Consider the following 20,579-nt stretch of genomic DNA (forward strand, 5'->3'; position numbering starts at 1 on the left):
TCTGGCGGCCCTTGTGTCAGGGCCGGATGCTGCCCGACCGGTTGTGCGGGGCAAGTCAATTGAGCTTGGATAGGCGCATTATAAACCGGTGCACACGGTCGGGCTGCGAGGGAATCGGTCACGATTCGACGCTTTGATGCTTCAGCGCGTCGTGTGCGTGATCCTGCATTTTCTGCTTGTATTTGAGCACCTGACGGTCGAGCTTGTCGGCCGTGGCGTCGATGGCGGCGTACATGTCTTCATCCTGGCTTTCGGCGAACAGGTCCTTGCCGCGGACGTGCAGGGTCACTTCCGCCTTCTGGACCAGCTTTTCCACCGACAGAATGACGTTCACGCTGGTGACGTTGTCGAAGTGGCGGATCACCCGGTCGAGCTTGGCTTCGACGTAGTCGCGAATGGCGGGCGTGACGTCCACGTGGTGTCCGGTGATATTGAGGTTCATGATCGCTCCTGTTGTCAGATCGTCTTGCGTTTGCTGACCGGCGGGATGTTGAGGGACTCACGGTATTTGGCGACCGTGCGTCGGGCCACAACCATGCCCTGCTGGCCAAGTAAGTCTGCGATTTTGGAATCGGATAGGGGTTTCTTGCGGTCTTCGGCGTCCACCAGCTGGCGGATCAGGGCGCGAATGGCGGTGGACGAAGCTGCCCCGCCGGTGTCGGTGGCCACATGACTGCCGAAGAAATACTTGAACTCCAGTACGCCGCGCGGCGTAGACATGTACTTTTGCGTGGTGACGCGCGAAATGGTCGATTCGTGCAGCTCCAGCTCTTCGGCGATTTCCCGGAGCGTGAGCGGGCGCATCGCCACCTCTCCATAATCGAAGAACTGCCGCTGTTGGTCAACGATGGCCTGCGCCACCCGCAGGATGGTGTCGAAGCGCTGCTGGACGTTCTTGATGAGCCATTTGGCTTCCTGCAGCTGACCGCCCAGGTCGCCGTTGTTCCCCCGGTTCTGCTGCAGCAGCTGCGCATACAGGGCATTGACCTTCAGGCGCGGCATCGCTTCGGGGTTGAGCATGGCGGTCCAGCGACCGCGCAGTTTGCGCACCACCACGTCCGGGATGACATAGCGGGTGTCGTTGAGCGCGAACGGTGCGCAGGGGCGCGGGCTGAGGCTGCAGATGAGGTGATGGGCGTCGCGCAGCGCGTCTTCGGTGCACTGCAGGTTGCGCCGCAGGCGCACGAAGTCGCGTTGTGCGAGCAGTTCCAGGTGCTCGGTGACGATGCGCATCGCCAGGTCGCGGGTGTCGCCTTGCGGCAACGCACGCAGCTGCAGGGCCAGGCACTCGGACGGATTGCGCGCGCCGACGCCCGGCGGGTCGAGGTGTTGGAGGTGATGCAGGGCGATCTGCAGGTCCTCCAGTTCGACTTCGTTCTCGGCGTCGAACAGCTCCAGCATGTCCTCGAGCGATTGGGTCAAATAGCCGTCGTCGTCGAGCGCTTCGATGAGGATGCGCACCAGGGTTCGATCGCGGTCGGACATGGGGGTCAGGGCGATCTGCTGGTCCAGGTGTTCCCGCAGGGACACCTGGGCGGCGTGAAAGGACTGGAAGTCGCTGTCCTCGTCGTCGTCCCGGTTGGTGGTGCTGCCGGAGCCGACGCTGGCCCACTCGGACATCGCCTCGAGGGCTTCACTGCCCCCCTCGGACTCGTTGCTCGCGGTGTCGGTGGCGCTGTCCTGCTCGCCGGGGCCGCCGTCGTCCTCGCGTTCGAGCAGCGGATTGTCGAGCAGAGCCTTTTCGATCTCCTGGTTCAACTCGATGGTCGACAGCTGCAGCAGCTTGATGGACTGTTGCAGTTGCGGTGTCAGCGTCAGGTGCTGAGAGAGTTTGAGTTGAAGTGTGGGTTTCATGTGAGCAAGGAAGCGTCAGAGCCTGAAATGTTCGCCCAGGTAAACCTGACGCACCTGGTCATTTTGCACGATATCGGACGGCGTGCCACTGGCGAGCACCTCGCCCGAGTTGATGATGAAGGCGCGTTCGCAAATGCCCAGGGTCTCGCGCACGTTGTGATCGGTGATCAGCACGCCGATGCCGCGGTCCTTGAGGTAGCGGATGATCTTCTGGATATCGAGCACCGCGATCGGGTCCACGCCGGCGAAGGGTTCGTCGAGCAGGATCAGCCGCGGCGAGGTGGCCAGGGCCCGGGCGATCTCGCAGCGCCGGCGTTCGCCCCCCGACAAGGAGATGGCGGTGCTGTCGCGCAGGTGGGCGATGCCCAGCTCCTCGAGCAATTCCTCGAGCTTGGCCTGCTGTGTCTTGCGCGGCAGGCCCTGCAGTTCGAGCACGGCGAGGATGTTCTCCTCCACCGTGAGCTTGCGGAAGACGCTCATTTCCTGCGGCAGGTAGGACAGACCGAGCTTGGCGCGCGCATGGATGGGCAGGTGGGTCAGGCGCGCGTCGTCGAGGGAGATCTCGCCGCCGTCGGCGGCCACCAGACCGACGATCATGTAGAAGCAGGTGGTCTTGCCGGCGCCGTTGGGGCCCAGCAAGCCCACCACCTCGCCGCTGCCGACGTCGAAGGAGACGTCGTGCACCACGGTGCGGGATTTGTACCGTTTCTGTAATCCGGTGACCCTAAGCAGGCTCATCGTCGCAGTCTTTCAGTAGCTTGTGAATCACATCCGCGGCAAAGCCGCGGCCCTGGAGGAAGCGGGCCTGCCGGGCCCATTCCCTCGCGTCGGCCGGTGCCGTGCCGAACTTCTTGTGCCACACCTGGCGTGCCCGCTCGAGGTCTTCGCCTTCGGTGCTGCCGTGCAGCGCCGCGTCGATGAGGTGCTCGGCCACGCCCTTCTGTTTCAGCTCCTGGCGCAGGCGCCGGTCGCCTAGCCGGGCCTGGCGGCTGCGCACGTAGCTGTCGGCGAAGCGGGCGTCGGACAGCAGGTCGAGCGCCTCGAGTCGGTCGAGGAGCGCCTCGATGCTGTCCGGGTCGGCCTGGGTGCCCAGTTTCCGGGCCAGCTCCGCCCGGCTGTGCTCCCGCCCCGACAGCAGTCTCAGGGCGCGCGCCTTGAGGGCATCCGACATGGTCCGCCGGATCAGGCCTCGGTGGGCTCGGTCGATTCGACCGCGGCGGCGATGGCGGCCATCGGCGGCAGGCCGAAGCTTTCCCGCACCTTGTTCTCGATCTCGCGGGCCAGCGCGGGGTTCCCCTTGAGGAACTCGCGGGTGTTGTCCTTGCCCTGACCGATCTTGTTGCCGCCGTACGAATACCAGGCGCCGGCCTTGTCGACGATCTTGCCTTCCACGCCCAGGTCGATGATCTCGCCCTCACGCGAGATGCCCTCGCCGTAGAGGATGTCGAAGTTGGCCTGTTTGAACGGCGGCGCGACCTTGTTCTTGACCACCTTGCAGCGGGTCTCGGAGCCGATGACCTCGTCGCCCTTCTTGATGGTGCCGGTGCGGCGGATGTCGATACGCACCGAGGAGTAGAACTTGAGCGCGTTGCCGCCGGTGGTGGTTTCCGGGTTGCCGAACATCACCCCGATCTTCATGCGGATCTGGTTGATGAAGATGACCAGGGTGTTGGTGCGCTTGATGTTGGCCGTGAGCTTGCGCAGCGCCTGGCTCATGAGGCGGGCCTGGAGGCCGGGCAGCTGGTCGCCCATTTCACCTTCGATCTCGGCCTTAGGGGTCAGGGCGGCCACCGAGTCGATGACCACGATGTCCACGCCGCCGGAGCGCACCAGCATGTCGGCGATCTCGAGCGCCTGTTCGCCGGTGTCGGGCTGGGAGACGAGCAGGTCGTCGATGTTGACGCCGAGCTTCTCGGCATAGCCCACGTCTAGGGCATGCTCGGCGTCGACGAAGGCGGCGGTGCCGCCCAGCTTCTGCATTTCGGCGATCACCTGCAGGGTCAGGGTCGTCTTGCCGGACGATTCCGGGCCATAGATCTCGACCACCCGGCCGCGCGGCAGGCCGCCGAGGCCGAGGGCGATGTCGAGTCCGAGCGAGCCGGTGGAGACAGCGTCGATGTCCTTGGCCATGCCGCCATCGCCCATGCGCATGATCGAGCCTTTGCCGAACTGCTTTTCGATCTGGGACAGGGCGGCCGAGAGTGCCTTGGCCTTGTTGTCATCCATGGGGGAATTCCTCACTGTGTGTTCGATTGGGATTATGGCACAGAGTTTGCAGGACTGTTGCAATCCCGTGCGCCGGTTTCATGTGCTTTTATACAGTATCACGCGCAGCGCATGAATGACCGTCTGGCGGCGAATGGCCTCGCGATCGCCCTCGAAATGGCAGGTCTCCGCCAGCACCTCCGCGCCCGGCCATGCCCAGGCCAGGCAGACCGTGCCCACCGGCTTGGCCGGCGAGCCGCCGGTCGGGCCGGCGACGCCCGAGACGGCCACCGCCACGTTCGCTTCGCTGCCGGCCAGCGCGCCGGCCACCATGGCGCGGACAACCGCTTCGGAGACCGCACCGTGGGTCGCGAGCAGTGCGGGCGGGACGCCGAGCAGACGGGTCTTGGCCGTATTCGAATAGGTCACGAAGCCGCAATCGAACCAGCCGGAGCTGCCGGGGATGGCGGTGATCGCCTCGGCGATCCAGCCCCCGGTGCACGATTCGGCGGTGCTCAGGATCCACCCCTTGCGTTCGAGCAACTCGCCGGTGCGGCGGGCCAGGTCGGTCAGTGCATTGTCCATGCTCACGGCTCAGGTCTCAAGCCAGCGTGCAGCCACCGCCAGCACCAGCAGGGTGTAGCCGGCGGCGATGACGTCATCGAGCATGACCCCGAAGCCGCCCTTGACGCGACGGTCGGCCCAGGCGATCGGGGGCGGCTTGAGGATGTCGAACACCCGGAACAGGGCGAACGCCGCCAGCTGCCAGGCAAGCGTGGGCGGGGTGAAGAACAGCACCAGCCAGAACGGCACCATCTCGTCCCAGACGATGGCGCCGTGATCCGGCACGCCCAGCGCCCGCCCGGTGCGCTCGGCGGCGATGATGCCGAACACGAAGGCGGTGAGCAGGAACATTAGGAACACGGCGTCGCCGAGCGGGGCGCGCAGCAACGGATACAGCAGCCAGGCGGCGAGGGTGCCCGCGGTGCCCGGGCCCTTGGGGGCCAGGCCGGAGCCGAAGCCGAGGGCGACGAAATGAGCCGGATGGGCAAGCAGGAAGCGGACGGTCGGGCGCATGGGGGACGTCATGATGCAATGTGCGCCAGTATAGGCCGGAGCGCCGGCCGATTCAGCCGCGATCGGCGAAGTGGTCGAAGCCGGCGGCCGTCAGCGCTTCGCGGGCGCCGTCTGCATGCACGAGCACGAGGCCGGCTTCGCGCTCGGTGAGCTGGCCGATGCGGGTGACCGGCACGCCGGCGGCCCGGCTGGCGTCGAGGATGGCGGGGCGTTGCGCCGCCGGCGCGGCGAACAGCAACTCGTAGTCGTCGCCGCCGCTGAGGCAGGCGCGCCGGGCGAGCGCCGCGTCGCCGCAGGCGTCGATGAGCGGTGCCACGGGCAGGGCGGGCGCGTCGATGCGGGCGCCGCAACCGCTGGTCTCGAGAATATGGCCCAGATCCCCGAGCAGGCCGTCGGAGACATCCAGCATGGCGCTGGCCAGGCCGCGCAGGGCCGGGCCGAGGCGCGTGCGGGGGGTCGGGCGGTGCAACGCGTGCAGGCAGTCGTCGCGCCAGGGCGCGTTCAACGCGATGCCGTCGCGCAGGTGCCACAGGGCCAGTGCGGCCCGGCCCGGGTGGCCGGAGATCCACAACTCGTCCCCCGGCCGGCCGCCGCTGCGGCGGATCGCCCGGCCGGTGGGCACGGTGCCGAAGATGGTGATGTTGATGGTGCGCGGGCCGCGGGTGGTGTCGCCGCCGATCAGGTCGATGGCGTAGGCGTCGGCGCACTCGCGCAGGCCGCCGGCGAAGGCGCCGAGCCAGGGCGCATCGTCGTCGGGCAGGGCGAGGGCCAGCGTGGCCCAGCGTGGCGTCGCGCCCATGGCGGCGATGTCCGAGAGGTTGACGGCAAGGCTCTTCCAGCCCAGTGCCGCCGGGTCGGTGTCGACGAAGAAGTGGCGGCCCTCGACCAGCATGTCGGTGGACACGGCCAGCTGTTCCCCCGGCGGCACCGTGAGCAGCGCGGCGTCGTCGCCGCCGCCCAGGTCGGTGTGGTGGACGGGCCAGTGGAAATAGCGGCGGATGAGGTCGAACTCGGAGGTCATGGTCAGCGTCGCCGGACGGGACCGCCAGCATAGCCGCCCGCTGCCCGCTGCGCCACCGCCGTGGCGGTGCCCATGCCAAACGTATTGAAACAGTTTGCACAAAAATATTTTGTTAAAATAGAACCGTTTGTCCCCCGTGGCGTTCTGTGGCCGGCGCGACTCGGGGGTGTGCGAAGCGCTCTTGGCACGCGTGATGTCGTGCCGGATGGCCATCGGTTGCGCCTGGTGCGCGGCCCGTGCCCCACGGGGCATCGACTCGTAGTTCGCAACGGCGGAGTAGCCCGACCCGGCGCCTTCGCAGTTCGGTGCCGGGAGACAACCCGGCACGAGCGTTTTGCCTCTGGGCTGGCGATGTGCGCCGGCCATGAATCCGGAAACACGACAAGGAGAGGGCATGTGCGGAATTGCGGGTGAAATCAGGTTTGACGGGGAGATGCCCGATGCGCAGGCGCTGGCCCGCGTGGTCGAGGCGCAGGCCAAGCGCGGACCTGACGGTGCCGGCATCCACATGCAGCTCGGGCGGGGCTTCGGCCATCGGCGCCTCAAGATCATGGATCTGTCCGAAGCGGCCCAGCAGCCCATGTTCGACCCTGCCCTGGGGCTGGGCATCGTCTTCAACGGCGCCGTCTACAACCATCCCGAACTGCATCGCGAGCTCGAAGGGCTCGGCTACCGGTTCTACTCGCACGGTGACACCGAAGTCCTGCTCAAGGCCTATCACGCCTGGGGGCCGGACTTCGTCAAGCGCCTCAACGGCATGTTCGCCTTCGCCATCTGGGAGCGCGATTCGGGCCGCGTGCTGTTCGGTCGCGACCGCCTTGGCATCAAGCCGTTCTACTACGCGGAGGTCGAGGGCGCGCTGCGCTTCGCCTCTTCCCTGCCGGCGCTGATCAAGGCCGGTGGCGTCGATACCGGCATCGATCCGGTGGCACTCAACAGCTACCTGTCCTTCCACGCCGTGGTGCCGGCGCCCCATACGCTGCTGCGCGGCGTGCGCAAGCTGCCGCCGGGGCATCTCATGGAAGTGGCGCCGGACGGCACGCGCAAGACGCATTGCTTCTGGACCCTGCAGGCGCAGCGTAGCGCCGAGGACGAATCGCGCAGTTTCGAAGACTGGCGCGAGATGCTGCTCGAAGAGTTGCGCGCGGCGGTCCGGCGTCGTCTGGTGGCCGACGTGCCGGTCGGCGCGCTGCTTTCCGGCGGTGTCGACTCCAGCCTCATCGTCGGCCTCATGGCCGAAGCCGGGGTGACCGATCTGCACACCTACAACGTGGGTTTCGAGGATGTGGGCGGCGAGAAGGGCAACGAGTTCGAATACGCCCAGATCGTGGCCGATGCCTTCGGCACCCAGCATGAACGCATCTTCGTGCCCGAGAAGGAGCTGCTCACCCGGCTGCCCGAGGCCGTCGCCGCCATGAACGAGCCCATGGTCAGTCACGACTGCATCGGCTTCTACCTGCTGTCGGAGGCGGTGGCGCGGCGCACCAAGGTGGTCCAGAGCGGGCAGGGCGCGGACGAGGTATTCGGCGGCTATCACTGGTACCCGAAGCTCGACGGCAGCGCCGATCCGGTGACCGACTACCTCGCCGCCTTCCGCGACCGCGATCACGCCGAATACCTGGCGCTGGTCACCCCGGCCTACCATGCCGAGGATTTCAGCGGCCGCTTCGTGGCCGAGCATTTCGCCCAGCCGGGCGCGGACGATCCCGTCGACAAGGCCCTGCGCCTGGACACCACCATCATGCTCGTCGATGACCCGGTCAAGCGGGTCGACAGCATGACCATGGCCTTCGGTCTGGAGGCGCGGGTGCCCTTCCTCGATCACGAACTGGTCGAGTTCGCCGCCCGTATTCCGGCGCGCCACAAGCTGGCCCACGGCGGCAAGGGCGTGCTCAAGGAGGCCGCGCGCAAGGTGATTCCCTCGGCGGTCATCGACCGGCCCAAGGGTTACTTTCCGGTGCCGGCGCTCAAGTATCTGCAGGGCTCGGTGCTCGACACCGTGCGCGATGCCCTGCACAGCCGCGCGGCGCGCGAGCGCGACCTGTTCAACACCGCCGAGGTGGATCGCTTCCTGGCCGCGCCGGGTGAGCACATCACGCCCCTGCGCGGTTCCAAACTCTGGCAACTAGGGCTACTCGAATGGTGGCTGCAGACACATCTCTCCTGAGCGATACAAAAATGACCCGAAAGTACGTATCGCGGGCCCTGCGGCCCGGCAACCAGCCGGTGCACCTGGACGAGTCCCAGCCGGACATGCGCGAAATGCCGCATCAGGTCGCGATCGAGTGCGGCTGGGGGCGCATCCTGCCGGCGCAGACCTACGAGACCCCGACGGCCATTGCCGAAGCCCTGCTGCAGGAGCGCCCCGGCCAGCGCGACATCGCCTTCTACGTGCTGCGCCCGCATCTGGTGGTGGCGCATGCGCCCCAGCAGCTGTTTCTCGATCCGTCCGAATCCTATCGCCGCTACCTGGGCGACTACCATCCCAAACGGGCGAACCGGCGCGGTTTCACGGTGCGGCGCCTGCGCACCCGCAGCGACGTGGCCGCCATCAACGCGCTCTACCGCAGCCGGCGCATGGTGCCGGTGGACACCCGCCGCGTCTGGCGTGACCGTGCCGCGCGGCAAACCACCTGGGCGATCGCCGAGGACCAGGGCTCGGGCGAGATCATCGGTGTGGCGCTCGGCGTCGATCACGTGGAGGCGTTTCGCGATCCGCAGCACGGTAGCAGCCTGTGGTCCCTCGCCGTGGCGCCGCAGGCGGCCCATCCGGGCGTGGGCGAAGCGCTGGTGCGCTACCTGCTCGAACATTTTCAGGCCCGTGGGCGCGCCTGGCTGGACGTGTCGGTGCTGCATGACAACGAGCAGGCCATCGCCCTGTACGACAAGCTCGGCTTCCAGCGCGTGCAGGTGTTCGCGGTCAAGCGCCGCAACGCCATCAACGAGGCCCTGTTCACCCAGCCGGTGGACGATGAGGGCGACCTGAACCCCTATGCCCGCCTGATCACCACCGAGGCACGCAAGCGCGGCATCCATGTGAAGGTGCTCGATGCGGCGGCCGGCTATTTCCAGCTCGAGATGGGGGGGCGCAGCATCGTCTGCCGCGAATCGCTCACCGAGCTGACCTCCGCCATCGCCATGAGTCGCTGCCAGGACAAGCGCGTGACCCTGCGCCTGCTGGCCGAGCACGGACTCAAGGTGCCGCGCCAGCGCCTGGCGGACGGTTCCGAGGCCGATGCAGCCTTCCTCGCCGACTGCGGCGCGGTGGTTGTCAAGCCGGTCGAGGGCGAGCAGGGCAAGGGCATCAGCGTCAATCTGACCGACGCCGCGCAGATGGCGGCGGCGGTCGAGCGTGCGCGCGCCTACTGCGACCGGGTACTGATCGAGCAGTACTGTCCGGGGCAGGATCTGCGCATCGTCGTCATCGACTTCCGGGTGGTGGCGGCCGCGGTGCGTCGTCCGCCCGAAGTGGTCGGCGACGGCCACAGCACCATCGAGGCCCTGATCAAGAAACAGAGCCGGCGCCGCCAGGCGGCGACCGGGGGCGAGTCGCGCATTCCCATCGACGACGAGACGCGCCGTTGCATCGGCGCCCAGGGCCATGTCCTGGACGACGTGCTCGACCATGACGTGCGCCTCACCGTGCGCAATACCGCCAATCTGCACACCGGCGGCACCATTCACGACGTGACCGACGAACTCCATCCGGAATTGCGCGCCGCCGCCGAGGAGGCCGCCCGGGTGCTCGACATTCCGGTCACCGGGCTCGACTTCATCGTGCCCGATCCGGCCCATGACGCCTACGTGATCATCGAGGCCAACGAGCGGCCGGGGCTGGCCAACCATGAGCCCCAGCCGACCGCGGAACGATTCGTCGATCTGCTGTTCCCACGGACACGGAACAACGAAAAACCAGGAGCCCCATGAATGCCTAAATTCGAACTGGACTACGACTATCTCGAGGAAACGCTGCTGCAGTTGCTGGCAATCCCCAGTCCGGTCGGTCTGACCGACGCGGTGGCGCGCTACACCGCCAACCAGCTCGAGCATATGGGGGTGCCGTTCGAAATGACCCGGCGCGGAGCCATCCGCGCCACGCTCAAGGGCAAGCAGGCCCGCCCGGCGCGCGCCATCGTCGCGCACCTGGATACCCTTGGCGCCATGGTGCGCGAACTCAAGCCCAACGGCCGCCTGGCCATCGTGCCCATCGGCCACTGGTCGGCGCGCTTCTCCGAGGGCTGCCGGCTCACCGTGTTCACCGACAAGAAGCAGATCCGCGGCACCTGCCTGCCGCTCAAGACCTCCGGGCACGCCTTCGGCCACGAAGTGGACGAGCAGCCCACCAACTGGGACCAGGTCGAAGTGCGGGTGGACGTGTCCGCGCGCAGCATCATGGATCTGGAGGCCGCCGGCTTCCGCGTGGGCGATTTCATCGCCTTCGATCCGAATACCGAGATCTGCCCGAGCGGCTACATCACCTCACGCTACCTCGACGACAAGGCGGCGGTCGCCGCGCTGCTCACCGCCTGCAAGGCGGTGCAGGACCACAAGCTGATCCCGCCGGTCGATGTCCACCCCCTGTTCACCATTACCGAAGAGGTCGGCTCCGGCGCCTCCGCCGCGCTGCATGGCGACATCGCCGAGATGGTGAGCATGGACATCGCCATCGGTGCGCCCGGCCAGAACACCGACGAGCATGCGGTCACCATCTGCATGCAGGACATGAGCGGTCCGTTCGACTATCACCTCACGCGCAAGCTCATCGGCATCGCCGAGAAATACAACATCGCCCACCGGCGCGACGTGTTCCGCTTCTACCGCAGCGACAGTGCGGCGGCGGTGGAGGCGGGCAACGACATCCGCACCGCGCTGATCGGCTTCGGCGCCGACGCCTCCCATGCCTACGAGCGCACCCATCGCTCGGCGCTGACCGCGCTGGCGCGGCTGACGACGCACTACCTGCTGAGCAAGCCGGTGGCCGCGCGGGACGAACGCAAGATGGCGTCGATCGACGGCTTCACCGAGCAGCTCACGCCGGACGAGATGGTGGTGCCGTCCACGCCGCTGCCGGTGCCGCACGACTTCATGGACGAGTTGCTGGGGACGCCGAAGAAGTGATGTGTTGGCACTAGCGCAAAACGCCCGGCACATGCCGGGCGTTTTCGTTTGGGGCCGCCACGGACCGGCGACCCCGGGAACGGGCGATGCGCGGACGCTCAGTCGTCGACGCGGGTCACCACCGGATTCGATTGCACCGGCATGGCGGTCGCCGAACGGACCGTGGCCCGGGTCTTCAGGAGCCGGTCATGGCCATGAGCGCGGCCATGTGCCCTGTGCCGTTCATGCGCCTGCCGATCGGCCGTGTGCAGCGTGAATTGAACGTCGCGCGTTTCGCCGGCGGCGAGGCGCCCCACGGTCAGGACGAGCCGGTCGTCGAGCTGGACGAGGCCCGCCATCGAGCCCGCCGGGCGAGCGCCGTCCGGCAGCGGCAGGATCACCTGGGTGCCGTTGAGCGCGTAGCCCGAGCGGTTGCGCAGATGGAGGCGATAGCGGAGGGTGTCGCCGCCATCGACCTCGCGCGGTGCCGACAGGCGCGCGATCAGGCGGCCGTGGAGGCGCGGCTTGGTGACCGTGAAGGCGTCGAGCAGGGCGGGGCGGCCGGTCGCTGGCGCGGTGACGATCTCACCGGTGGCCGGGTCGAGCAGCGTGTCGGGGATGGGGTCGTTCACCGGCTCGCCGTTGATGTCCGTCCCGAAGGGATACGGATTGTCGGCGGTGGCCGACGAGCGCTCCTGCAGCGGTTCGGAGATCTGGTACAGCGACAGCCGGTTGTCGTCGACGACCACATGACCGAAGGAGAACACCCGGCCCTTGAACACGGCGGTGATCTTCGGGCCCTGGCCGGCATTGGCGATGAACGGCGCCATCTGCGGGTTGGTCAGGTGCGTGTCGAGCCAGGCGGCGGGGCCGTTGGGGAAGGTCAGGCCGGCGCCGAAGGTCTTGGTGCCGGTGGCCGAGTCGTCCTCGTCCACCACGTTGGCGTTGCCGCGCGGGCTTTCGCCGCCGCTGTCGTGACTGTCACGGCCGCCGGCGCCTTCGACCAGATACAGCACGCCGTCGGGGACCGTGTTGCGCGCGCCGTCGAAGGCGGTGTCGATGGCCACCGCGGGCTCGCCGGCGGTGTCGGGCGCATCGGCCACCCGGGCCAGGGCGCGCAGGGGATGGGTGCGCTGGTAGTTGTGGGCGTGGCCGTTGAACACCAGGTTGACCCCGTGATCCTCGAGCAGCTTGGCGACGCGACGCATCTGGAAGTTGCGCACCGTGCTGTTGCTCGACGAGAACGAGGGATGGTGGAACACCACGATCTTCCACGGCTGGTCGCTGCTGTCCAGATCCTTGATCAGCCAGTCACGCAGGACGCCGGGGTAGGTGGGAAACGCGGTCGGCGGGCTCAGGTAGTTGGCCTCGTAGCTGAGCAGGGCGTTGAACAGGTGCGGGTTGCCGTCGAGGAACACGAAGTGGACGTTGCCCTGATCGAAGGAATAGTTGCCCATGTGGTCGATCTGCCGCTTGGTGCCGCGGCCGGTGTTGACCTCGGTGCTGGCGCGCAGGGCCTCGATCGCGGCCGGGGAATCGTAGGTGGTGCCCTGGTAGGCGAAGTAGAAGCCGTCCGGCGTGTGGGTGTCGCCATTGAAAATCTGCTGCAGGTCGACTCCCGTCGGACCGTTGAGCGGGAAGTAGTAGTTGTTGAAGTAGGCCAGCGCGTCGCCGCCGCCGGAATTGCCGCTGTAGCGGCCGGCATCGGCGGTGCCGAGCAGGTTGGCGCTGCTGCCGGTGCCGCCCAGATCATGGTTGCCGGCGACGATGTAGTACGGGATGTGGCGGATGTACGGGGCGCCGGTCTCGTTGGAGCTCACGTCGTTGTTCCACACCGGCATCCAGAAGTCGCGGTAGTCGCCTTCGGTGCCGAGGTTGTAGACGTTGTCGCCGGTGTTCAGGGCAAAGTCGGGCTTGGGCAGGTCCGGCGCGCCGGGCACGTCGAGCGTGTCCGCTTCGAACATCTCATGGACGATGCGCGCCTCCCAGTTGATCACGCGCTTGGGGTCGGAGCCCGGCACCGTGGGGAAGAAGCCTTCGTCGCCGACCACCTGGAAAGCGACCCGGTCGCCCAGCTTGCGTGTGTGGAAGGAGGCATGGAAGCCGTCGGCCGGCAGACCCGGCCCATACACATGGTAGGCGTAGGTCGTGTCGTACTTGAGGCCGGTCAGGGTGGCGTAGTAGTTCACATGCGCGCCCGAAGCGGTGGCGGGCACGGGCAGGCTCGGGTCGGCGCTCAGATAGTCATCGACGACGCGACCGTTGACGCGGGCCGACTGACGCGCCAGCGGTGTGGGGCCGTACTCGATCCGGTAGGCCTCGGGATGGGGGGTGGTCTCGTCGGTCTGCCAGGCGATCACCTTCACATCGCGGTGGGCCCGGGGGCTGGCGTCGCCGGGCTGGATGTACGGGGCGTAGGTCACTTCCATGGCCTGGGCCGGCACGGTGCCGGCGGACACCAAGGTGGCCGCGAGCATCGCTGCGATGGGATGGCGGGGTCGTCGCACGGGGATTCTCCGAAAAGGGGGTCAGGGGTTGCTTGCGTCCCCCGGGCTCGTCCACGGCGAGCCATCGTCGCGGGGGGCATGTGGCGACGAGCGCGCCGGGCGCGTCATGGCTCCACGTGCCCCGTTCCGTCTTTGGGGTGGGCGCAGACCACGTTTTACCTTCGGCGTATTTCCCTTCGTGCGGCCCCGGGATAGGCCGATGGGCCCATGTCGACCGGTCGGACGGCCGCTCACGGCGGATGAAGGCGGGGCGGAGAAAAGCACACGGGGGCGTGATCGCCCCCGTGTGGATGATGCCGGTGTGGTGCGGTGTGCTACTTGTCGCCGGTCTGTGCCTTGCGCGCCTCGACCTCGACGCTGCGCAGCTGGGCCGCCACCTTGTCGAGGACGCCGTTGACGAAGCGATGGCCGTCGGTGCCGCCGTAGCTCTTGGTCAGCTCGATGGCCTCGTTGATGACCACCTTGTAGGGCACCTCGACATGATGCTTGAGTTCGTAGGTGGCCACGGTGAGCACCGCGCGCTCGATGGGCGACAGTTCGGCGACGGTGCGGTCGATGAAGGGGGCGAACTCGGCCTCCAGCGCCGCGGGGGCCTCGAGTGCGCCGCGCAGCAGGGTGGTGAACAGCGCCGCGTCGGCCTTGTCGAAGCCGGCGGCCTGCTGCACCTGATCCTCGATCTGCGGCACGCTGTTGCCGGAGATCAGCCACTGATAGACGCCCTGCAGGGCGAACTCGCGGGCGCGACGGCGGGCGGACTTGCTGCTCATGCGTTCACCGCGCGCAGCAGGTGCACCATCTCGACCGCGGTCCGGGCGCAGTCGGCGCCCTTTTCCTGCATGCGCGCCAGGGCCTGGTCGTCGTCCTCGGTGGTGAGCACGCCGTTGGCGATCGGCATGCCGGTGTCCAGACCGACCTGGTTGATGCCCGAGGCCATCTCGTTGGAGACGATCTCGAAGTGGTAGGTCTCGCCGCGGATCACCGCGCCGAGGGCCACCAGGGCGTCGAACCTGCCGGTCTCGGCCATGTTCTGCAGCACCAGCGGGATCTCTAGCGCGCCCGGCACGGTGGTGACCAGCATGTCCTGCTCGGCCACGCCCAGGCGCAGCAGCTCGTCCACGCAGGCCGACAGCAGGCCCTCGCACACGTCCTGGTTGAAGCGGCTCATGCAGATGCCGATCTTCAGGCCGGTGCCGTCGAGGTTGGGGGCGATTTCGGGGATGTTCTCGAAACGGGGCATGTGCGTTTCCGTGTTCTTTCAGGAATGGGATGGGTCGGGGACGTCGTCGACGTAGCCCGTCACTTCGAGGCCGAAGCCGGCCATGCTCGGGATCTTGCGCGCCTTGGCGAGCAGCTTCATCTTGCCGACCTTGAGTTCGCGCAGGATCTGGGCGCCGACGCCGAACAGGCGCGGATCCCACTTGAGTGCCGGGCGCGGCAGGTCGGGGTCGTCGGTGAGCTGGGCGAGCAGGTCGCGCCCGCTCTGCGGCCGGTAGAGCATGATCAGCACGCCGCGCCCGGCCTCGGCGATCGCCTTGAGCGTGGCGTCGACGGGAAAGCTGTGGCGGGCGCTGGCGGTGTCGAGAAAGTCGACCACGGTGATCGGCTCATGCACCCGCACCAGGGTTTCCGCATCGGGGGTGATCTCGCCGCGGACCATGGCCAGATGCACGTCGCCCGAGGTCTTGTCCTCGAAGGCGCACAGGCGGAAGGGGCCGTGGGCGGTCTCGACCGTCTTCTCGGCCACGCGCTCGACGAGGCTCTCGGTGGCGGCGCGATATTCGATCAGGTCGCGGATGGCGCCGATCTTGAGCCCGTGCGCCTTGGCGAATTCGATCAGGTCCGGCAGGCGCGCCATGGTGCCGTCGTCGTTCATGATCTCGCAGATCACGGAGGCCGGTTCCAGCCCGGCCATGCCGGCCAGATCGCAGCCCGCCTCGGTGTGGCCGGCGCGGATCAGCACGCCACCCGGGCGCGCCATGATCGGGAAGATATGGCCCGGCTGGACGATGTCGGCCGGCTTGGCGGCGCGCGCCACCGCGGCCTGGACGGTGCGCGCCCGGTCGGCCGCCGAGATGCCGGTGGTCACGCCTTCGGCGGCCTCGATGGAGACCGTGAACGCGGTGCCGTGCGAGCTCTTGTTGCTGCGCGCCATCTGGTTCAGGCCCAGCTGTTCGCAGCGCTGCTCGGTCAGGGTCAGGCAGATCAGGCCGCGGCCGTACTTGGCCATGAAGTTGATGGCCTCGGGGCTCACATGCTCGGCGGCGAGGACCAGGTCGCCTTCGTTCTCGCGGTCTTCCTCGTCCACCAGCACGACCATGCGGCCGGCGCGGATGTCTTCGATGATGTCGGTGATGGGCGCCAGTGCGCTCACGGTGTTCTCCCTGCCCGTCGTCGGGGCGAATCGGTATTGTGTGTGGTGTCAGGCCTGCGCTTGGTCGCGCCAGGCCATCATGCGCTCCACGTAGCGGGCGATGATGTCGATTTCCAGATTCACGCGTGCGCCCGGCACCAGATGCTTGAGCGTGGTGACCTCGACCGTGTGCGGAATCAGGTTGATGGAAAAATCGGTGCCCTCGACCGTGTTGACCGTCAGGCTCACGCCGTTGACCGTGATCGACCCCTTGCGCGCGATGTAGCCGGCCAGCGCGGCGGGCGCGCGGATGATCAGCTCGTGGCTTTCGCCCACGGGGGCGAATCTTTGCACCTCGCCGACGCCGTCCACATGGCCGGTCACGATGTGGCCGCCGAGGCGGTCATCCACCCGCAGGGCCTTTTCCAGATTGACCTCGCCGCCGTCGACATCGAGTCCGACGGTGCAGTTGAGGGTCTCGCGGGAGACGTCGAAACAGGCTCGGGCGCCGTCCATGGCCACCACGGTGAGGCATACGCCATTGTTGGCGATGCTGTCTCCCACGGCCACGTCGGCCAGATCCAGCGTGCCGGTGTCGACCGTGAGCCGAACGCCGTCCTCGAGCGGGGTGATGGATTCGATCCGGCCGGTGCCGGCCACGATGCCAGAAAACATGGCAGTCTCGGGGGGTCGCCTAAAACGTTGTATTGTAACCCGGAAAGCCCGGCGCCCCGTGCGCCGGGAGCGAAGAGCCGAGCGGAATCGCCATGAGCAAGGAAACCATCGAGCAGCACGGGCCCGCCTGCGCGGGACGCACCGGCCTGGGCGGCACGCTCGAGCTGAGCGTGCGCCGGGAGCAGCGCATCGCCGACGTGCCGTTTCCCGATCCGTGCCTGATCCTGGTGACCCGGGGGCGCAAGACCCTGTCGGTGGGTGACCAGCGCCTCAGTGCCGGGCCGGGCCAGCTGCTGTTCGTCAATGGCGGGGTCAGCGCCAGCATGTGCAACGCGCCCGAACCCGGTGGGGTGTATGCCGCCACCTGCGTGGCGGTGGCCCCCGAACTGGTGCGCGCGCATGCGATCGCCCGCGGCGCGCTGCCGGCCACGCCCTGGCGCGCCCTGGCGCAGGCGCCGATGGATTCGCCCCTGGCTGAAGCCGTGCGCCATGTGGCCGCAGGGATGCTGGCCGAGCCGCCGCTCTCCGATCGTCTCCTGCGCCATCGTCTGGCGGAAATCCTGATCGCGCTCGACGATCTGGGGTGCTGGTGCCGGATCGGCACGGTGGCCGGTGCGGCCGAGCGGGTGCGTGCGCTGCTCTCGTCGGCGCCCGCCGAGCCCTGGTCGGCCCGCGACGTGGCCACGCGGCTGCACATGAGCGAGGCGACCCTGAGGCGCCTGCTGCGCGCCGAGGGGGCGGGGTTCCGCGAGCTGCTCAACGAGGTGCGCATGGGCACCGCCCTGGCGATGATCCAGGGGACCACGATGCCGCTGCAGGTGATCGCCAATGCCTGCGGCTATGCCTCGCCGTCGCGTTTCGCGGCCCGTTTCAAGGCGCGCTTCGGCACCGCACCGTCCGATCTGCGGCGCTGAGCGCTTCGGCACAGCGGCTGATCGTTTCCGCGCACTGTCCGCGCCGGGCCCTGCCTATCCTGTCGTCATCTTTGACCCAACCAGGAGGACGACATGCGATTCCCCACCCGACACCACGCCCTGGCCCTTGCGGCCGTGCTGATCCACCTGCCGGCGTGGGCCGGCGACTTCACCCTGTCGAGCACCGACGTGTCGCCCGGACAACCGATCGACGCGCGCTTCGTGTTCAAGGGCTTCGGCTGCGAGGGCGGCAACCTGTCGCCCGCGCTGTCATGGACCGATCCGCCCGCGGGCACGAAGAGCTTCGCGCTCACCGTCTATGATCCGGACGCGCCGACGGGCAGCGGCTGGTGGCACTGGGTGGTGGTCAACCTGCCGGCGCAGACGACCGGCCTACCGACCGGGGCGGGTGGGGTCGCCGGCGTGCCGGAAGGCGCGCGCCAGGTGAGGACCGACTTCGGCACGCCCGGCTACGGCGGCCCATGCCCGCCGGTGGGGGACGCGCCGCATCGCTACGTCTTCACCCTCTATGCCCTGAAGGTGCCGGCCCTGGCGCTGCCCGAGCCGGCCACGGCAGCCATGGCCGGCTTCATGATCCATGCGAACGCACTGGGCCGTGCGTCATTCACGGCCACCTACGGGCGTTAGCGGGCGATTCAGCGGCCGAGGACCGCGTCCAGCTGGGCGGCGAAGGCCTCGGCCGGCATGAAGCCGACCACGCGCTGGCTCGTCACCTCTTCACCACCGGGGCGGAAGAAGATGATGCCCGGTGGGCCGAACAGGTCGAAGCGCTTCAGCAGGGCCTGGTCGTCGGCGTTGTTTTCGGTCACGTCCGCCTTGAGCAGCAGCATCCGCCCCATGCGTGCCTGCACCCCGGGGTCGGAAAAGGTGAACGCTTCCATCTCCTTGCAGGAGACGCACCAGTCGGCATAGAAGTCGAGCATGACGGGGCGTTTCGAGGCGGCCACGCGCGCGTCCAGCTCGGCCACCGAGCGGACCCGCTCGAAGGCCGGCGCCGGCGTCGCGGTGGCCACGCCGGTGGCGCGCAGAGCGGCCAGCGGCTGGAGGGGGTTGCGTGCGCCCGACAGCGCGCCGATCAGCAGGGCCGCTCCCACGAGCAGGGCGATGACGCCGACGCCTTTCCAGAAGCGCTGCCAGCTGCGGGCGTGCGGGGGCAGCGAATCGAGCGCATGCAGGAAGATGCCCGAGAACACCAGCAGCACGCCCCAGGCGACCATGGGCACCACGGGCGGCACCACCGGCGAGACCATCCACACCGCCAGCGCCAGAAGGATGACGCCGAAGGCCTTCTTGACCCCCTCCATCCACGGCCCGGCCTTGGGCAGCACCGAGCGCGCCGCCACCCCCACCGCCAGTAGCGGGGCGCCCATGCCCAGCGCCATGGCGAACAGGGCGAGGCCGCCGAGCGTCGCGTTGCCGGTCTTGGCGATGTAGAGCAGGGCGCCGGCCAGCGGCGCCGCCACGCAGGGGCCGACGATGAGCGCCGAGAGCACGCCCATGACGATCACCCCGTGCAGCGAGCCGCCCTTCTCATGGCTGGCGGTATCGGAGAGTTTGCTCTGCAGGGCCGTGGGCAACTGCAGTTCATAGAAGCCGAACATGGACAGGGACAGCAGCACGAAGAGCAGGGCGAAGGCCGAGAGCACCCACACGTTCTGCAGCGCAGCCGACAGCAGGGTGCCCGACATGCCGGCGGCGACGCCGGCGAGGGCATAGGTGACCGCCATGCCCAGCACATACGCCAGTGACAGCGTGAAGGCGCGTCCGCGGGTGATCCGGTGGCCGTGGCCGACGATGATGCCCGAGAGAATGGGGATCATCGGGAACGTGCAGGGCGTGAACGCCAGCAGCAGGCCGAAACCGAAGAAGGACAGCAGCACCAGGGGCAGGCTCTGGTGGGCGAACAGGCCGGCGATGCGGCCGGATTCATCGCCCGTCGTGGTGGTCGTTGCGGGTGCGGCAGCGGGGGCCGCGGTGGCGGGTGTGTTTGCCCCCGGCGTATCCATGGCCGGTTCGGCTTCGGTGCCGATGCCGAGGCGGCCCAGGAGGCCGCCCTTCGCGGCGTCCGCGACGCTGCGGGTCAGATCCACCTCGAGCGTCTGCGGATGGGGCGGGAAGCACACGCCGATGTCCGCGCAGCCCTGGCTGATCACCGTGAGCTGGAAACGGGTCACCTCGGGCGGCGCCTTCACCGGCAGCGCGAAGACCAGTTCGTGCCGGTAGGTTTCCACCTCGCCGAAGAACTCGTCCTGCTTGACCTTGCCCGGCGGCAGCTCGGCCGGGCCGACCTGGACCGTGTCCGGCTCGGCCCGGAAGCGGAACTGCTTCTTGTAGAGGTAGTAGCCGTCCTCGATCTGGAAGCGCACCTCGAGCCGGTCCGGCGCTCGGGTGACCAGGCTGGCGCGGTAGGCCTTTTCGGGCGGCAGCAGCTCGGGGGCCGCCCAGGCGATGCGCACCAGGGCGAGCAGGGCAAAGGTGACGAGGGCGAGCAGGCGATGAGATCGGGTCATGGTGTCAGCGGGCAGCGCGGGTTTCGTCACGCACCCAGTCCAGGTAGTCGGGCAGGCCCCCGGTGACGGGGACGGCGATGATTTCGGGCAGTTCGTATGGATGACCGGCGCGGATCGCCGATGCCAACATCGGATAGGCAGCGCGGGTGGTCTTGATCAGCAGCGGCACTTCGGTATCGGTGCTCACCTTTCCCTGCCAGCGATAGACCGAGGTGGCCGGCGCGAGGATGTTCACGCAGGCGGCCACCCGGGCTTCGATCAGCGCGTTCGCCAGCGCTTGGGCGGTGTCCGCGTCGGGCAGGTTGGTGAGCACGAGGAGGACCTCGTCGGGCGTGTCGGTCATGGCGA

20 protein-coding genes are annotated in these 20,579 nt (G+C 68.1%); 5 read left to right on the forward strand and 15 right to left on the reverse strand.

The features are described 5' to 3' along the window. Positions 1-118 precede the first annotated feature (118 nt). From hpf to thiL, 8 genes are all read right to left on the reverse strand, one after another. Entirely contained in the window at positions 119-442 is a 324-nt protein-coding gene (gene hpf, locus G3580_RS02015) for a ribosome hibernation-promoting factor, HPF/YfiA family (RefSeq protein WP_173763672.1), read from the reverse strand. A 14-nt stretch (positions 443-456) separates the two neighbouring features. After that, positions 457-1,854 carry an RNA polymerase factor sigma-54 gene (locus G3580_RS02020; protein ID WP_173763673.1) on the reverse strand — a complete coding sequence of 466 codons (1,398 nt, stop codon included), beginning with the start codon at positions 1,852-1,854 and terminating at the stop codon, positions 457-459. Between the two features lie 15 nt (positions 1,855-1,869). After that, positions 1,870-2,592: an LPS export ABC transporter ATP-binding protein gene (gene lptB, locus G3580_RS02025; RefSeq protein WP_173763674.1), complete on the reverse strand. Its 723-nt coding sequence runs from the start codon at positions 2,590-2,592 to the stop codon at positions 1,870-1,872. Beyond that, positions 2,579-3,025: a recombination regulator RecX gene (recX, locus tag G3580_RS02030; protein ID WP_173763675.1), complete on the reverse strand. Its 447-nt coding sequence runs from the start codon at positions 3,023-3,025 to the stop codon at positions 2,579-2,581. The genes lptB and recX overlap by 14 nt, the downstream gene beginning before the upstream one ends. 11 nt (positions 3,026-3,036) lie before the next feature. Beyond that, complete coding sequence (gene recA, locus G3580_RS02035) at positions 3,037-4,080, reverse strand: recombinase RecA (protein WP_173763676.1); 1,044 nt, start codon at positions 4,078-4,080, stop codon at positions 3,037-3,039. Between the two features lie 78 nt (positions 4,081-4,158). Then, the gene (locus G3580_RS02040; RefSeq protein WP_173763677.1) at positions 4,159-4,644 is read right to left on the reverse strand and encodes a CinA family protein; all 486 of its coding nucleotides are present in this window, start codon (positions 4,642-4,644) and stop codon (positions 4,159-4,161) included. Positions 4,645-4,653: 9 nt separating this feature from the next. Next, positions 4,654-5,136 (reverse strand): phosphatidylglycerophosphatase A family protein, encoded by a 483-nt coding sequence (locus tag G3580_RS02045; protein WP_173763678.1) that lies wholly within the window; start codon positions 5,134-5,136, stop codon positions 4,654-4,656. 52 nt (positions 5,137-5,188) lie between these two features. Then, complete coding sequence (gene thiL, locus G3580_RS02050) at positions 5,189-6,157, reverse strand: thiamine-phosphate kinase (protein WP_173763679.1); 969 nt, start codon at positions 6,155-6,157, stop codon at positions 5,189-5,191. A gap of 433 nt (positions 6,158-6,590) precedes the next feature. Here thiL and G3580_RS02055 point away from each other — a divergent pair, with 433 nt between their 5' ends. Genes G3580_RS02055 through G3580_RS02065 form a run of 3 tightly spaced genes read left to right on the forward strand, consistent with a single transcriptional unit; the run spans position 6,591 to position 11,275 of the window. Further along, positions 6,591-8,324 (forward strand): N-acetylglutaminylglutamine amidotransferase, encoded by a 1,734-nt coding sequence (locus tag G3580_RS02055; protein WP_407670986.1) that lies wholly within the window; start codon positions 6,591-6,593, stop codon positions 8,322-8,324. Between the two features lie 11 nt (positions 8,325-8,335). Beyond that, positions 8,336-10,084 carry an N-acetylglutaminylglutamine synthetase gene (ngg, locus tag G3580_RS02060; protein ID WP_173763681.1) on the forward strand — a complete coding sequence of 583 codons (1,749 nt, stop codon included), beginning with the start codon at positions 8,336-8,338 and terminating at the stop codon, positions 10,082-10,084. Beyond that, on the forward strand, positions 10,085-11,275 hold the full coding sequence (locus G3580_RS02065; RefSeq protein WP_173763682.1) for an osmoprotectant NAGGN system M42 family peptidase: 1,191 nt from the start codon (positions 10,085-10,087) through the stop codon (positions 11,273-11,275). A 98-nt stretch (positions 11,276-11,373) separates the two neighbouring features. Here G3580_RS02065 and G3580_RS02070 read toward each other — a convergent pair whose 3' ends face one another. The 5 genes from G3580_RS02070 to G3580_RS02090 form a co-directional block, all read right to left on the reverse strand. Beyond that, positions 11,374-13,761 carry a metallophosphoesterase gene (locus G3580_RS02070; protein ID WP_173763683.1) on the reverse strand — a complete coding sequence of 796 codons (2,388 nt, stop codon included), beginning with the start codon at positions 13,759-13,761 and terminating at the stop codon, positions 11,374-11,376. Between the two features lie 314 nt (positions 13,762-14,075). Beyond that, positions 14,076-14,528 carry a transcription antitermination factor NusB gene (gene nusB, locus G3580_RS02075; RefSeq protein WP_173763684.1) on the reverse strand — a complete coding sequence of 151 codons (453 nt, stop codon included), beginning with the start codon at positions 14,526-14,528 and terminating at the stop codon, positions 14,076-14,078. Beyond that, the gene (gene ribH / locus G3580_RS02080) at positions 14,525-14,998 is read right to left on the reverse strand and encodes a 6,7-dimethyl-8-ribityllumazine synthase (RefSeq protein WP_173763685.1); all 474 of its coding nucleotides are present in this window, start codon (positions 14,996-14,998) and stop codon (positions 14,525-14,527) included. The genes nusB and ribH overlap by 4 nt, the downstream gene beginning before the upstream one ends. Before the next feature lie 18 nt (positions 14,999-15,016). After that, the gene (ribBA, locus tag G3580_RS02085) at positions 15,017-16,132 is read right to left on the reverse strand and encodes a bifunctional 3,4-dihydroxy-2-butanone-4-phosphate synthase/GTP cyclohydrolase II (protein ID WP_173763686.1); all 1,116 of its coding nucleotides are present in this window, start codon (positions 16,130-16,132) and stop codon (positions 15,017-15,019) included. A 48-nt stretch (positions 16,133-16,180) separates the two neighbouring features. Continuing rightward, on the reverse strand, positions 16,181-16,786 hold the full coding sequence (locus G3580_RS02090; protein ID WP_173763687.1) for a riboflavin synthase: 606 nt from the start codon (positions 16,784-16,786) through the stop codon (positions 16,181-16,183). Between the two features lie 92 nt (positions 16,787-16,878). Between G3580_RS02090 and G3580_RS02095 the strand changes: the two genes are divergently transcribed. Together G3580_RS02095 and G3580_RS02100 are read left to right on the forward strand one after the other, a co-directional pair. Further along, the gene (locus tag G3580_RS02095) at positions 16,879-17,700 is read left to right on the forward strand and encodes a helix-turn-helix domain-containing protein (RefSeq protein ID WP_173763688.1); all 822 of its coding nucleotides are present in this window, start codon (positions 16,879-16,881) and stop codon (positions 17,698-17,700) included. 93 nt (positions 17,701-17,793) lie between these two features. Continuing rightward, positions 17,794-18,348 carry a YbhB/YbcL family Raf kinase inhibitor-like protein gene (locus G3580_RS02100; protein ID WP_173763689.1) on the forward strand — a complete coding sequence of 185 codons (555 nt, stop codon included), beginning with the start codon at positions 17,794-17,796 and terminating at the stop codon, positions 18,346-18,348. 8 nt (positions 18,349-18,356) lie between these two features. Here the strand turns inward: G3580_RS02100 and dsbD are convergent, their stop codons facing one another. Beyond that, the gene (gene dsbD / locus G3580_RS02105) at positions 18,357-20,231 is read right to left on the reverse strand and encodes a protein-disulfide reductase DsbD (RefSeq protein WP_173763690.1); all 1,875 of its coding nucleotides are present in this window, start codon (positions 20,229-20,231) and stop codon (positions 18,357-18,359) included. 4 nt (positions 20,232-20,235) lie between these two features. Then, positions 20,236-20,574 carry a divalent-cation tolerance protein CutA gene (gene cutA / locus G3580_RS02110; RefSeq protein WP_173763691.1) on the reverse strand — a complete coding sequence of 113 codons (339 nt, stop codon included), beginning with the start codon at positions 20,572-20,574 and terminating at the stop codon, positions 20,236-20,238. Between the last annotated feature and the right edge of the window lie 5 nt (positions 20,575-20,579).

The sequence above is a fragment of the Nitrogeniibacter mangrovi genome (assembly GCF_010983895.1).
GTDB classification, from domain to species: Bacteria; Pseudomonadota; Gammaproteobacteria; order Burkholderiales; family Rhodocyclaceae; genus Nitrogeniibacter; species Nitrogeniibacter mangrovi.